Genomic DNA, 12,033 nt, shown 5'->3' with positions numbered 1-12,033 from the left:
GCCACCGCCGATCGCGCCTGGATGCGGGCGGCCGTCGCCAGGCGCTGGGCCGTTTACATCGCCAATCAATATTTGAACGTCCCGCAGGCCGAGCTCGCCCGGGCGGCGCGCATGTCCAAGGCCGCCGTCTCGATCGCCATGAACGACGTCGAGGACGAACGCGGCGATCCCATTCTCGAAAAGCTGCTGGCAGCTGTAGAGGAGGCGTTTTCCTCATGATGCGCCACGACGACACGTCCGTCATCAAGCAGGGGCTGAAGGACAAGATCGAGGATCTTTGCCGGCGGCTGCTGCCGGACGGCCGACGGAACGGGCGGTTCTGGGTCGCCAACAATCCCGTGACGATGGACGCGCCGAAGAGCCCGGAATTCAAAGTGGCGCTCGATCGCGACCATGGCGCCTGGATCGACTGGCGCACCGGCGACAAGGGCGACGTGATCGGGCTGGTCGAATATTGCCTGAAATCCGATTTCCGCGAGGCGCTCGCCTGGTCGCGCGATTTCCTCGGCATGCGCGAGATGAGCCGCGATCAGCTGCAGGCGATGCAGCGACGCACGGTGACGGCCAAGAAGGACAATGACGAGCAGGCCGAACAAAACCGCCTGAAGCGGCTGGACAAAGCCGAACGCATGTTCATGGCCGGGCTGATGGACGGCGCGGGCTCTGCGGCCGAGGCCTATGCCCGCGCCTATTTCGCGGCGCGCGCCATTCCGCTCGAGCGGGTCGTCAACCGGGATCTGTCGACCTTCCGCTATTCGGCGGCGACGGAATTCTGGCCGCGGGCGAAGTGGGACAATTCGGGCGGCCGGCGGATCAAGGCGCAGGCCGGCCCCGGCTTTCCCTGCATTCATTCGGCCATGCGGGCGCCGACCGGGCAGCTGGTCGCCGTGCACCTGACATTTCTTTCGCCGCTCGGGCCCCGCAAGCTGCCGGTTAACCAGGGCGAGAATGCCAAGCTGATGTTCGGTGAGGCCAAGGGCGCGGTGATCCGGATCTCGCATGGTCCCGAGGGGGAGCCGCCCGAAACGGCGGTGCGCCCGTACCCCGTGATCATCGGAGAGGGCATCGAGACGACGACGTCGGTGGCGATCGAGGCGCCCGAGGCGCGCGCCTGGGCTGCCGGCAGCCTGTCGAACATGGGCAACGCGCCGCTGTGGCTGCCCTGCATCTCGGCCGCGATCATCCTCAAGGATCACTTCAAGAGCAAGACGACGGAAAAGCAGTTCGACCAGGTGCTCGAGCAGCTTTCGCAGCATGGCAAGCCGCTGACGGTGATCGAGAGCATTGCCGGGAATGATTTCAACGATTTGGCACAAGGGGAAGAGTGATGAAACCCGAGGAAATGTTGTCAGAGGCGATGATCGACGTCGTCTTGGAAAGAGCTCGGCAGGTCAGCGGCGAAGGCTTCTCGCTGGCGAAGGATGACGCCTATCGCGACGACGAGCTGGTGCGCGCCGGTGTCTCCTACGCCATGCAGGCCATGGCTCCGCTGATGCATGGCTCTGTGCCGCCGGAACCCCTGTGGCCATGGAACCGTGGCTGGTGGAAGCCGAAAGGCCGCCGGCGCGACCTGGTGCGCGCGGCCGCGCTGCTGATCGCCGAGATCGAGCGCATCGACCGGCAGGTGGTGAAGCAATGAGGTATTTCGAACAGCTCCGGATCTCATGGATCATTGAGATTATCGAGATATTCGGCTTCATCAACCGTAGCCATGTCGTGAAGAAATTCGGCGTTACTCCACAGGTGGCGTCCAGCGACTTTGGAAAGGTCCAGAAGCTTCACCCGCACCTCATGCGCTACGACACTGGCCAGAAGTGCTATTTCCTCAACGAGATCGACCGTGCCCCATCTCCCCAGAAGGGAGAGAAGCCATGAGCGACGGTTTCGACCCCATGGGCGTCCAGGGCGGCGCCAAGCCGCCGGCGCAGGCGATCAACGATCCCGACGTCGCCGCCAAGGAATTGCTTTCTTTCATCGAGCGCATCGAGCGCCTCGAGGAAGAGAACAAGGCGATCAATGACGACAAATCCGACGTCTACGGCGAGATGCGTGGGCGCGGCTACGACGTCAAGGCGGTGAAGCGGGTCATCCGCGACCGCAAGCGAGACCCCGAAGAGCTGTTTCAGGAGGAGGCCGTGTACCTCACCTACAAACGCGCCCTCGGGATGGTGGACTGAAACGGAAACCGAAGGAGACGAGCATGACCAGGCGCAAAGGAAAGAGCAGGGCCAATGAAAAAGTGCAGGCAAACACAGGATCGGAAACTGGCGCAGAGACGGCGGCACATGCAGCTGCAGCGGCTCAAGATGGTGCGGGAAGCGCGGGCGACCTGGCCGGCGCAGATCTTGCAGGCAACGGAAGCCCAGCGCCGCAAGATGGGCAACACGACGCGGCAGTGGATGACGCGGGCAAGACGGTGGCGCTCGCCGGCGCTGGCGAAAGTGGCGGCGACGATGGGGAGGTTGTGAGCGATGACCAAGGGCGGACGGATGAAAGTGGTTTGGCCCCGGGGGAAACATCTGAAGCCGGCGCCGGCAGCGGAGCTGCAGGCGATCCCGGAACAAAGGATCCGGCAGATGGTCAACGTGATCCCCCCTCGAGCACCGAAGGCGCCGGCAACGACGGCGACGGATCCGCGGATGGCGCCGGCGCCGGTGACGCCGGCACGGCTCCGGACATTGCTGGCATCGATGCCGGTGCTTCCGGAGATGCCGCCGATCGAGGTAACGCCGGCGCAGATGGAAGCACTGATGCTGCTGCCGGCGATGCCGGAGGATCTGGTCAGCCAGGCAACGGCCCAGATGACGACATTCGGAACGGCGGTGGTGGTGGTGAGCAATCCGAATTCGGAACCGGAGCTCCTAGTGCGCGAACAATACCTGTCAATGATGAAGAGCCGGAAGGATACGACGAGCTGATCTTTACTGCCGAGCGTGCGACTTACCGGATCTTCGACTATGTGACCTCGGCATATCCCTTCGAGAAAGCAGAGATGGGGCGCATGGCCCCGTTGGCGGGCGTTGGCCGGTCAGAGGCAACGGTCGCTATGGCGAAACTCTTGCGTGAGATCGGCCGCGATCGCGCGACGCCGGAAGTGTTGATGCAGCAGCTCAAGCTGCTGAAGCATCGCGAGACGGCCGCCGCCACCCGGGCCGAGCTCGCGCTCGTACGGATCTTCTCGGCCGTCGTCGTCGAACTCGATCAGTTCGAAAAGGATTGGCAGGCCGAGCAGGAGGCGGCCAAGCCAAAGCCGGACCCGGTGCCCGTGCCGCTCGAGGAGACGACGCTCGAGGGCGTCGACGGGCCGATGGATACGATCTGATGAGCACGCAAGGCTGGATCGGCATCGACCTCGACGGCACGCTCGCCCACTACGACAAATGGCGAGGGATCGACCACATCGGCGATCCTGTACCGGCTATGGCCTCCCGAGTGCTGCAGTGGCACGCGGAAGGCCGCGCAATGAAGATCTTCACGGCGCGCGTTGCCGGCCCTCCGGTAGAGCGCCGGCAGGTCATCAGGATCATCCACAATTGGCTGCATCGCCATGGTCTGCCAGTGCTCGAGGTAACGAACGTCAAGGATTTCGCGATGATCGAACTGTGGGACGATCGCGCAGTCCAGGTGCAGATGAATACCGGACGCCGCGTTGACGAAGTGGTGGTGTACGGCTCGCCGGCGGCAATGGTGCTGCCGGAAACCGCAGGAGAAGAGCATGCCGAATGAAAATGAGATGGTCGACAGCACAAGCGACGATCGCACCGCCAACAATACTCTCCGTCACCAGTATCGCGTGTTGAGTGACAAGGAAAAGGAGCTCATGGCTCGCATCAAGTCGTGTGGTCAGGAGCTGCTCGACATCATCGCCGAGGCCGGTGCGAGCCGCGAGCTCTCGATCGCGAAGACCAAGACCGAAGAGGCCGTGATGTGGGCCGTCAAGCACGTGACGGCCTGATCGCCGATCGGCAGCAAAATCCGCCGCGCTGAAACCGGCGCGGCGGCCGCATTCTCCAGCATTGCAGGGCGCACGTGGCAAAAAGAACGAAAATCCAAGGCGGCAGTGTCGCCATCCGCGCCATCGTCGAGGACGGGCTCGACGACATCCAGGCGGCGGCAACTCCGGTCAACGATCCCAATCCCTCACTCGCTCGCGAAGGCATTAAGCCCGGTCAGTGGGAAGGCGCGCCCTGGGACCGCATGCCGCCCGGCTGCCCCTTCGAAGTGCTCGGCCAGGCCGGCGACGTCATCTACGTCAGAACCGCCACCTATCACCTGATGGAGGTCAAGGCGATCGACCTGCAGGCGATCATGCGCATGTGCGCGCCTTACCCGAATTATGCACTCTGGGCCTGGCCGGGTTTCGGCACGATCAAGGATCCGGAGACAGGCGACGAAGCTGTCAAGGTCAAGCGTCTCGAGCGCGACAAGGCCGCCACCTGCATCATCAGCGAGGCAGCCAGGCGCGGAACTTTCGACGTGCAGCAGAGCGTGCGCGGCCGCGGCGGCTGGCGCGCCGGCGAGGAATTCATCTGGCACTCGGGCGAAAAGCTGTGGGCCGTCGAATACCGCGTCGGCAAGAACAACAAGGCCGAAGATTTCAAGCTGACCAGCCGGCCGCCGATCCAGCACGACGGCAAGCTCTACGCCAAGGCGGCCGAGACACTGGCGCCCTGGCGCAAGCCGATCGGCGTCGACGACACGCCGGCGCAGAAGATCCTGCAGCATCTCACCACCTGGCAGTGGGAACGGCCGTGGCTCGATCCGCTCATCATGCTGGGCTTTATCGGCGTCGGCTTCCTCGGCGGGGCACTGCGCAAGCGGCCGATCGTCGGGCTGACCGGCGGCCGCGGCCGAGGCAAGTCGACCCTGATCGATTATGTCGAGACGATTTTCGGGCCGCTGATCTACTCGACGAAGAACACGACGGCCGCCGGCATCTATCAGAACATGGGCCAGGACAGCCGGCCGGTTCTGATTGACGAATTCGAGGCCAAGGCCGGCAGCTACAAAGAGCAGGGCATCGTCGAGCTCGCCCGCCACTCCTATGACGGCAGCAAGCTCTATCGCGGCTCGAGCGACCATGACGGCGTGCAGTTCCAGATGTATTCGGCATTCCTGCTATCGGCAATCAACCTGCCGCCGCTATCGCAGCAGGACCGCAGCCGCATGGCGCTGCTGCACCTCAATCCCCTGCAGGCAACCGGGCCCGAGCCCGTCATCCAGGAGGAATGGGGCCGCATGCTGCTGCGCCAGCTCATGGACGGCTGGCACGAGCTGCAGCACCATCTGCTGCCCGCCTGGGCCACACTGCTGCATGAGGCCGGCTACGACGCCCGCGCGATCGACACCTATGGCACATTGCTCGCCGTCGCCGAGCTCCTGGTCGGCAAGTTCGGAATGGCCGATATCGGCTTCGAGGCCGGCGACCGCGAGTGGACGATCAACGCGCTGCGCGCCGCGACGGCCGTCGAGCTCGAGGAGCAGGTCGAGAAGTGGCAGGACGTCATGGAGCAGCTGCTGTCGACGTCGATAGACCAGTGGAAGGCCGGCGAGCGGCATACGGTCGGCAAGATCCTCGAGCTCTACGAACACGGCGCCTATCAGCTCGAGGAGGCGAGGGCGAGCCTTGCCGTCGTCGGCCTCGGCCTGCGCGCTTCGGGCGATCCATCCAAGGGCTACTGCCTGGCGGTGCCGCATTCATCGCCGCAGCTGACCAAGATCTTCGAGCAGACCGACTATTTCAAAGGCGGCTGGAGCAACGTGCTCAAGCAGGCGCCGGCGGACGTGGTGCTGCGCGACCTGGCGCCGCGCTACAAGACGCTGAAGATCAACCGGCAGGATAAGAAGTGCCTGCTGGTCGACATGGTCGCCTATGACCGGGCGACGGCGCCGGCCGAGGAATAGGCAAACGTCATAAAAGCGTTGTTCAGCACGCGAGTATAACCGGTATCTGAAACTATAGTGATTGACTCATCAGGTCATTCGCGGCGACAACTGATTTGGGAATAGGTCCTCAAACCTTGTTTTGGTGAGAGGACCGCCCGATGCCCAAATCGCAGAATGAAATCCACTTCCAGTTCTTCGGCATGAAGCTCTCGGCGATCGGTCTGATCCCCGTGCTGATCTCGGCCGTCATCATCCTGGTGTTCATGCTGATCTGGGCCTTCAAGTGATCTCGCACCCCGCTGTCCCGTGCCCAAATCGCCGCGCACTTAACTCTTTTCCCCTGCCCCAAGGGGAGAAAGCGGAGCTCGCGCCACGCCGAAACAGGCTCGCGGATCAAGGCGACAATCCCTTGCTCCATAAACTGCCCGCTCGCTACGAGAGGGCAGAGCGTATGAGGCGCGAGCACTTAACACAGCGGAGCGCCGTGGCAGTCTTGCGGCGTGGCGATCGTCTGCCGCGTCGGGTTCGGGTGGCTACCACCGGCTACCGAGCGGCTACCAAGGGCGGTAGCCGGGATAAATCAACGAAATCAGGGATTTGCGCATGCGGCTACCAAGCTACCGGTCGATAAGAGGTTTTTTCACGCGCGCGCGCATATGTGAGAACCACCCATCTCTTGGTAGCTTGGTAGCTGAGAGGATTATAGTCCTGTAAAGATTGAGAGATTTGCGGCTACCGCATAGGTAGCCGAGCGGTAGCCGGGGTAGCCGGAATAAACAAATCGGGTGAAATGCGATGGCCGATCCGGAAGGCGAGAATTCGGGGCTCTTTGAGACACGCACACCGCCGGAAAATTCCGAGCGCGCGGCGAAGGTTGGCGCGACCAGGGCGGCGATCGAGGCCGACATGACGGACCTGGCGGCCCAGCTCGCCACCGGCGACGAACCCGAGCAGCAATCCCTGTTGCTCGACGAGATGGACGAGCAACATTCCCTCTTCGCCGGCCCGGTGAAACACGTCGCGTCAATCTTGCAGGACGCCAAGCGGGCGCGGGGGAGGCCGAAGGGCAGCCAGAACAAGGCCACCCGCACCTTCGGCGAGACGCTGATGCGCATGGGCTTCAAGCATCCCGGCCTCAACCTCGCGGCGCTGGCGAACGCGGATCCCGTGGCGCTCGCGGTGGAGGTCGCATGCCTTCCCGTTGTCGAGGGCGCAACCGCCGAGCAGCATATCGCTGCTGCCCTGCAGACTGGCGTGCTGAAGCGCGACGATGTGGTCTCGCTGATGCTGAAGGCGCACGAGATGATCCAGAAGGCCAACGCCGAGCTGCTGCCCTACTTCGAGAGCAAGAAGGCGCAGCCGATCGATCCGGGCGAGGCGCGCGCCATGGGCATCATGGTCATCGGCGTGATGCCATCCGACCCGACGACGCAGGCGAAGACGATCGATCTGACGCACTTCGACCAGCCCGAATGATATCAATGGCTTAGCCGTGAGGCGCATTGGGCTATCCGCCTCATGGCACCTAAGCCTTTGATATTGCTGCATCAGCCCCTTATCCAAAATTAGTGGCACGGTTTCCAGCCCGGCCTCGCGCGCGTGGGAAAGCCCGTCGCCACCGCCGCCCATGGAGGGGGTGCCCTCGCGGGCGTGCAGGCGCGCGCGGAAGGCCGGTTTCAAAAATCAAAACCACAAGGCCCCCCACGGGCCTCGCCCGTCACACACACGAGGCCATTCACCAGTGCCTGACTGAACCCCCCGCGGCCGAAATTACTTTGTGAGCTCCGGTTGAGGGTGCGGGCACGCGGGCCCGGGTAGTTTGAAGGGTTTCGGGATATGGGGATTGAAGTCACTCACTATGAGCCGCCAGGGCCGATCGGCGAAGCGTTCATCAACTCCCGCGGCCCCATTGATGCGATCATGGGTCCAGGCGGTTCGGGAAAGACTGTCGGGTCGGTGATCAAGGGGCCGAAGCACGCGGCGCAGTATATGCCCGTCTGCAAGGACGGATGGGTGCGCGTCAAGACGCTGTGCGTCCGCGACACCTATCGCAGCTTCGCCAGGACGGCCCTGGCGAGCTGGTACAACATGTTTCCGATCAAGCATGCCTGGACTGTCAGCCACGAAGGCGGCCAGGATCGGCCGGTGGTGCACAAGATGTGCTGGGAAGCGTATCGCGGCCGCGACCTGATCAAGGTCGAGTATGTCATGGAAACCGGCGCGATCGGCGACAACGACCTCGAGGCGTTCGCCAAGGGCTATGAAATTTCGATGGCCTGGGGCAACGAATACGACCTGATGCCGGCGAACACGTTGCCGGTGTTCTTCCAGCGCTGCGGCCGTTACCCGCCGATGGATCAGATTGCGCCTTCCGAGCTCGAGCGCGTCTCGCGCGACGGCCGCGCGGCGATGGCGGCTATGGGCCTGCAGGTCGACGAAAACGAAGCGGTGCTGCCGCGCATCGTGTGGGGGGATATGAACCCGCCGCCCAGCCTCGAACATCCTGCCTACCTGCAGCCATTCGGCGAAAGCTCGAAGCCGGGCTCAATAGTGCATAACGTCACGCCGGGATGGAATGGTTTCTGGCAGCCTGGTGGATTGTCGCCGAACGCCGAAAACAGGAAGGGCAAGCCGCGATCATCGTATGAGCTCGAGGCGGCGACGACGACAGACAAGCGCCTTGTCAAGCGAATGGTGCATTCCCTGCCGGCGAACGTCGCCGCCGGAGATCCGGTCTATCCCGAATTCAGCCGGGCGATCCATGTCGCCGATCAGCCGCTCGAGCCGCTTCCCGGCGTGCCGCTCTCGACCGGCATGGATGCTGGCGGGTCTCCGGCGGGCGTCGTCGGACAATTCCTGCCGAATGGGCAGTTGCGACTGCTCGCGGAAGTGTGCGCGCTGCCAGGCTGCGGTCCGAACCGCTTCGCGACGATGTTCTACGAAATGCTGATTGAGCGTTTTCGCGGTTTCGCCTTCCTCGAGGCGTTCGGCGATCCGGCCGCCTTCATGGGGGCGGATACGCAAAACGGCGAGCTCTCCTGGATGCAGACGGTCGGAAAAGCGCTTTCGCTCAACATCCTGCCGACCGAAAGCAACGAACCGTCCCTGCGGCAGGAGGCGGTTCGCTGGTACCTGACCGGGATGATCGACGGCTCGACGCCGCGCATGCTGGTAGATCCTCGCTGCAAGAGGATCATCGGCGGCTTCGAAGCGCATTACATGCTGTCGAAGCAAGCCTCGATCGGGGCAACGGACAAGCTCGAGGTGGTGAAAAACGCCTATTCGCACCCGCATGACGGCCTGCAGTACATGTGCCTCGGCCATCGCGGCGCCGCCGGCGTCATGGCCGATGGCGCGAACCTTGGCCGCTCCGACAACGTCATGAGCCTGCAGGAGCTGCGCGAACGACGCTTCGGGCGCCAGCAGCAAGCGCAGCGCGCGGGAGATTTCGACGTATGGAACGTCTGACGCTACAGACGCCGGTCTCCTGGACGGACTGCCTCGAGATGGGGGGCTCGCGTGCGTACACGCGTAAGGCCTTCCTGATGATGAAATCGATCGGCGACAGCATGTCGATATCGGCCGGCGGCGAACTGCTGGCGGTTGCCTTCCTCGTGCCCGATCGGCAGGGACGCCTCGAGCTCGCCATGTCGGTCAAGCCGGAAGCGGCGTCTCGCATGCTTTCGCTCTGCCGGCTGGCTCACTTAACGCTTGGCCGTTTCGCGGAGACTGGCAGCGTGATCATCTGCCATGTGGCAGTCGGCAACCGGGCAGGCGAGCGCATGGCGCGTCTGGTCGGTTTCTCCCACGCGGATGACACGCTCTGGATCTTCAACGGGGGCGGTCATGGGAAAAGTTGTACAGGGATTGTTCGGAGGCGGCGACAACGGCGCCAAGAAGGCGGCGGCCGAAAGCCGGCAACTGCAGGCGGTGGCGAACGATCGCCAGCTGGCCAGCCTGCAGACTGAAGACAAGGCGGTAGCCGCGACCCGGCGGGCGCCGCGCGGCCGACGCCTCTTTGAAGACGGCCCGGACAGCGCCACTGCGGTGCTCGGCTGATGGCGGATATCGACGTCGTCGCCCACAAGCGGCAAAGCGAACGGCTTTGGACGCTGCGCACGCCCTGGAACGCGATCTACCAGGAAGCTTACGACTTCGCGGTGCCGATGCGCCGCCCAGGTGGCCAGGGCAAACCGAAGAACGCGGATCGCCTTTTCGACATGACCGCGCCGATGAGCGCGATGTATTTTGCCGGCAGCCTCCAGCGCGATCTGTTCCCGGCGGGGCAGCCGACCTTTGTGCTCGAGACCGGGCCGATCGCCGCCATGTTGCTCGGCGCCGATCGAACGAAGGCCTTCGACCGCGAGCTCGGCCAGATCTCGTCGCTGATCCATCCCTTCTTCCTCGCGGGCGATTGGGATACGGCCGTGCATGAAGCATGCATCGACCTGGCCGTCGGTACCGCCTGCATCCTGCCGGTGAAGGGCACGCGCGAAAACCCGGTGATGTTCTGCTGCATCCCCTTCGACCAGGTCGCGATCGGCGTCGACGCTTACGGCCGCGTCATCCGCGTCTCGTGGAAACAGATGCTCGAGCACGAGCAGCTGATCGCCGCCTTTCCGCAGGGCAAATTTCCTGACGGCATCAAGGAAAAGGCGAAGAGTAGCCCGGGCACGGAAATCGAGCTCGTGCAGGACTTCTGGGCCGATCCTGTCGGTGGCGGCTGGCACTTCGGCGCCTATTGCCAGCAGAGTACTGAATTCATCGTGCACGAGCGCTACCGCACACAACCGATCGCCGTGCCTCGTTACTACCGCGTGCCAGGCGAGGCCTATGGCCGCGGCGTGGTGCTGACAGCCCTGCCGACGATCAAGACGCTGAACAAGGCGCAGGAGCTGTCGCTGAAATCGGCGGCAATCCAGATGCTCGGCATTTGGGGCTATCGCGCCGGCGGCACGTTCAATCCGAATACGGTGCGCCTTTCCCCCGGTGAATTCTGGGGGATGCAATCGACGGGTGGCATGCTTGGCCCTGACGTGCAGCGGCTCGATCCGGCAAATGGCCGTCTCGATATCGGCAAGATGGTGACGGGCGACCTGCAGACGCAGATCAAGCAGGCGATGTTCGACAACCGCTTGCCGGAATACTCCGGCACGCCGCGCTCGGCTTCCGAGATGGCCGGCCGCCTGCAGCAAAAGGCCAACGTTCATATCGGTGCGTTCGGCCGTCTGGTGAACGAAGTCATGCCGGTGATCGTGCCGCGCGTCGCCGAGATCCTGGCGGATTTCGGGATCCTGCCGCAGCAGATCAACATCGACGACCTGATGGTGGCGGTGAAGGTGCGCTCGCCGATGGCGGCCGCGTTGAATGCCGATCGGCTGGCGGCGATCGCCAACTATCACGATATCGTGCTGGCCTTCGCAGGGCCGGATGCGAAAGACCTCTACCTCAGTCAGGAGCGCACGCTCGACCAGGTGGCAAAGGGACTGCAGATCGATCCCGATCTGATCCCGAGCGCCGACGAGAAAAAGAAAGTGCTCAACGATATGCAGGTGCGCCAGCAGCAGCAGCTCGCCATGATGTTTGCGGCCAAGGCCGCAGAGAAGGCGCCTGAAGTGATTGGCAATGCGGCCAACGCGCAGATGAAGCAGGCAGCCTGATGAGTGGTCCATTTATCGCGCCACGCGCCGCCCAGCCGCTCGATCTGCTCGAGCAATCGGCTGCCGGTGGTGGCTGGGAAAGTCTCGAGCAGCTGTTTGCCCCTGTGATCGGCGCCGACCTGCAGCCGTCCGATCGCGTCGCAAAATTCCTCTACGCGCTCCATGAACATGGCGACGGCCGCGAGCTCGTCGAGTGGCTGATGGACATCACAATGCGGCTTCCCTGGCGGGTGACGGGAAAGACGATGGAGGAAACCGCCATCCTCGCCATCAACCGGCAGGCGATCGCCGGCGTCGGCGAGGTCATCCTGAAAGTGATCGCCAAAGGCAAAGAGCTCGCGGACGCCGAGCGAAGAAACCAGAATGGAGCTGGAGCATGAAGACGTTTCTCGATCGACTTGTGATGAACACCGAAGGCGGAAGCGGTGGCGCAGCGCCACCCGCCGCCGCAGCGGCTGCGGCTCCTCCTCCCGCTGCAGCCGAAAGC

At 63.6% G+C, this 12,033-nt stretch carries 18 protein-coding genes; 17 read left to right on the top strand and 1 reads right to left on the bottom strand.

All coding sequences use genetic code 11. The features are described 5' to 3' along the window. The 14 genes from MOV76_RS35720 to MOV76_RS35660 form a co-directional block, all read left to right on the top strand. A partial coding sequence (locus MOV76_RS35720; RefSeq protein ID WP_247266311.1) for a hypothetical protein occupies positions 1-219 on the top strand: 219 nt, incomplete at its 5' end. Then, positions 216-1,328, top strand: a complete 1,113-nt coding sequence (locus MOV76_RS35715) for a toprim domain-containing protein (RefSeq protein WP_247266310.1) — start codon at positions 216-218, stop codon at positions 1,326-1,328. The genes MOV76_RS35720 and MOV76_RS35715, both read left to right, overlap by 4 nt. After that, entirely contained in the window at positions 1,328-1,639 is a 312-nt protein-coding gene (locus tag MOV76_RS35710; protein WP_247266309.1) for a hypothetical protein, read from the top strand. Before MOV76_RS35715 ends, MOV76_RS35710 begins: the two co-directional genes overlap by 1 nt. Then, the gene (locus MOV76_RS35705) at positions 1,636-1,875 is read left to right on the top strand and encodes a hypothetical protein (RefSeq protein ID WP_247266308.1); all 240 of its coding nucleotides are present in this window, start codon (positions 1,636-1,638) and stop codon (positions 1,873-1,875) included. Before MOV76_RS35710 ends, MOV76_RS35705 begins: the two co-directional genes overlap by 4 nt. 17 nt (positions 1,876-1,892) lie before the next feature. Next, positions 1,893-2,177: a GapR family DNA-binding domain-containing protein gene (locus MOV76_RS35700; RefSeq protein ID WP_247266312.1), complete on the top strand. Its 285-nt coding sequence runs from the start codon at positions 1,893-1,895 to the stop codon at positions 2,175-2,177. Between the two features lie 108 nt (positions 2,178-2,285). Continuing rightward, positions 2,286-2,468 carry a hypothetical protein gene (locus MOV76_RS35695; RefSeq protein ID WP_247266307.1) on the top strand — a complete coding sequence of 61 codons (183 nt, stop codon included), beginning with the start codon at positions 2,286-2,288 and terminating at the stop codon, positions 2,466-2,468. A gap of 3 nt (positions 2,469-2,471) precedes the next feature. Then, a complete protein-coding gene (locus MOV76_RS35690; protein ID WP_247266306.1) occupies positions 2,472-2,918 on the top strand; it encodes a hypothetical protein in 447 nt (148 codons plus the stop codon). Positions 2,919-3,046: 128 nt separating this feature from the next. After that, complete coding sequence (locus tag MOV76_RS35685; RefSeq protein ID WP_247266305.1) at positions 3,047-3,322, top strand: hypothetical protein; 276 nt, start codon at positions 3,047-3,049, stop codon at positions 3,320-3,322. After that, positions 3,322-3,726, top strand: coding sequence for a hypothetical protein (locus MOV76_RS35680; protein ID WP_247266304.1), 405 nt, complete (start codon positions 3,322-3,324; stop codon positions 3,724-3,726). Before MOV76_RS35685 ends, MOV76_RS35680 begins: the two co-directional genes overlap by 1 nt. Further along, complete coding sequence (locus MOV76_RS35675) at positions 3,716-3,955, top strand: hypothetical protein (RefSeq protein ID WP_247266303.1); 240 nt, start codon at positions 3,716-3,718, stop codon at positions 3,953-3,955. Before MOV76_RS35680 ends, MOV76_RS35675 begins: the two co-directional genes overlap by 11 nt. Positions 3,956-4,029: 74 nt before the next feature. Continuing rightward, positions 4,030-5,904: a hypothetical protein gene (locus MOV76_RS35670; protein ID WP_247266302.1), complete on the top strand. Its 1,875-nt coding sequence runs from the start codon at positions 4,030-4,032 to the stop codon at positions 5,902-5,904. A gap of 140 nt (positions 5,905-6,044) precedes the next feature. Beyond that, positions 6,045-6,173, top strand: coding sequence for a hypothetical protein (locus tag MOV76_RS39925; RefSeq protein ID WP_258719884.1), 129 nt, complete (start codon positions 6,045-6,047; stop codon positions 6,171-6,173). A gap of 508 nt (positions 6,174-6,681) precedes the next feature. Next, on the top strand, positions 6,682-7,362 hold the full coding sequence (locus tag MOV76_RS35665) for a hypothetical protein (protein ID WP_247266301.1): 681 nt from the start codon (positions 6,682-6,684) through the stop codon (positions 7,360-7,362). A 360-nt stretch (positions 7,363-7,722) separates the two neighbouring features. Beyond that, complete coding sequence (locus tag MOV76_RS35660; RefSeq protein WP_247266300.1) at positions 7,723-9,354, top strand: hypothetical protein; 1,632 nt, start codon at positions 7,723-7,725, stop codon at positions 9,352-9,354. Positions 9,355-9,590: 236 nt separating this feature from the next. Here the strand turns inward: MOV76_RS35660 and MOV76_RS35655 are convergent, their stop codons facing one another. Beyond that, entirely contained in the window at positions 9,591-9,734 is a 144-nt protein-coding gene (locus MOV76_RS35655) for a hypothetical protein (RefSeq protein WP_247266299.1), read from the bottom strand. On the opposite strand from MOV76_RS35655, the gene MOV76_RS35650 reads away from it, so the two are divergent. Genes MOV76_RS35650 through MOV76_RS35640 form a run of 3 tightly spaced genes read left to right on the top strand, consistent with a single transcriptional unit; the run spans position 9,733 to position 11,926 of the window. Continuing rightward, positions 9,733-9,945, top strand: a complete 213-nt coding sequence (locus tag MOV76_RS35650; RefSeq protein ID WP_247266298.1) for a hypothetical protein — start codon at positions 9,733-9,735, stop codon at positions 9,943-9,945. The two genes, MOV76_RS35655 and MOV76_RS35650, sit on opposite strands and share 2 nt — an antisense overlap. Beyond that, the gene (locus MOV76_RS35645) at positions 9,945-11,546 is read left to right on the top strand and encodes a portal protein (RefSeq protein ID WP_247266297.1); all 1,602 of its coding nucleotides are present in this window, start codon (positions 9,945-9,947) and stop codon (positions 11,544-11,546) included. Before MOV76_RS35650 ends, MOV76_RS35645 begins: the two co-directional genes overlap by 1 nt. Continuing rightward, complete coding sequence (locus MOV76_RS35640; RefSeq protein WP_247266296.1) at positions 11,546-11,926, top strand: hypothetical protein; 381 nt, start codon at positions 11,546-11,548, stop codon at positions 11,924-11,926. The genes MOV76_RS35645 and MOV76_RS35640 overlap by 1 nt, the downstream gene beginning before the upstream one ends. Positions 11,927-12,033: the final 107 nt, after the last annotated feature.

The sequence above is a fragment of the Rhizobium sp. PRIMUS64 genome, assembly GCF_023006465.1.
Taxonomy (GTDB): domain Bacteria; phylum Pseudomonadota; class Alphaproteobacteria; order Rhizobiales; family Rhizobiaceae; genus Rhizobium; species Rhizobium leguminosarum.
The sequence above is the reverse complement of the archived record's forward strand: the minus strand, read 5'-3'. Positions and strand labels throughout refer to the sequence as shown.

Excerpts from the sequence above, each read along its gene's own strand:
- MOV76_RS35715 (WP_247266310.1), top strand. The coding sequence starts at position 216 with ATGATGCGCCACGACGACACGTCCGTCATCAAGCAGGGGCTGAAGGAC.
- MOV76_RS35710 (WP_247266309.1), top strand. The coding sequence starts at position 1,328 with ATGAAACCCGAGGAAATGTTGTCAGAGGCGATGATCGACGTCGTCTTG.
- MOV76_RS35705 (WP_247266308.1), top strand. The coding sequence starts at position 1,636 with ATGAGGTATTTCGAACAGCTCCGGATCTCATGGATCATTGAGATTATC.
- MOV76_RS35700 (WP_247266312.1), top strand. The coding sequence starts at position 1,893 with ATGGGCGTCCAGGGCGGCGCCAAGCCGCCGGCGCAGGCGATCAACGAT.
- MOV76_RS35695 (WP_247266307.1), top strand. The coding sequence starts at position 2,286 with ATGCAGCTGCAGCGGCTCAAGATGGTGCGGGAAGCGCGGGCGACCTGG.
- MOV76_RS35690 (WP_247266306.1), top strand. The coding sequence starts at position 2,472 with ATGACCAAGGGCGGACGGATGAAAGTGGTTTGGCCCCGGGGGAAACAT.
- MOV76_RS35685 (WP_247266305.1), top strand. The coding sequence starts at position 3,047 with ATGGCGAAACTCTTGCGTGAGATCGGCCGCGATCGCGCGACGCCGGAA.
- MOV76_RS35680 (WP_247266304.1), top strand. The coding sequence starts at position 3,322 with ATGAGCACGCAAGGCTGGATCGGCATCGACCTCGACGGCACGCTCGCC.
- MOV76_RS35675 (WP_247266303.1), top strand. The coding sequence starts at position 3,716 with ATGCCGAATGAAAATGAGATGGTCGACAGCACAAGCGACGATCGCACC.
- MOV76_RS39925 (WP_258719884.1), top strand. The coding sequence starts at position 6,045 with ATGCCCAAATCGCAGAATGAAATCCACTTCCAGTTCTTCGGCATGAAG.
- MOV76_RS35665 (WP_247266301.1), top strand. The coding sequence starts at position 6,682 with ATGGCCGATCCGGAAGGCGAGAATTCGGGGCTCTTTGAGACACGCACA.
- MOV76_RS35660 (WP_247266300.1), top strand. The coding sequence starts at position 7,723 with ATGGGGATTGAAGTCACTCACTATGAGCCGCCAGGGCCGATCGGCGAA.
- MOV76_RS35650 (WP_247266298.1), top strand. The coding sequence starts at position 9,733 with ATGGGAAAAGTTGTACAGGGATTGTTCGGAGGCGGCGACAACGGCGCC.
- MOV76_RS35655 (WP_247266299.1), bottom strand. The coding sequence starts at position 9,734 with ATGACCGCCCCCGTTGAAGATCCAGAGCGTGTCATCCGCGTGGGAGAA.
- MOV76_RS35645 (WP_247266297.1), top strand. The coding sequence starts at position 9,945 with ATGGCGGATATCGACGTCGTCGCCCACAAGCGGCAAAGCGAACGGCTT.
- MOV76_RS35640 (WP_247266296.1), top strand. The coding sequence starts at position 11,546 with ATGAGTGGTCCATTTATCGCGCCACGCGCCGCCCAGCCGCTCGATCTG.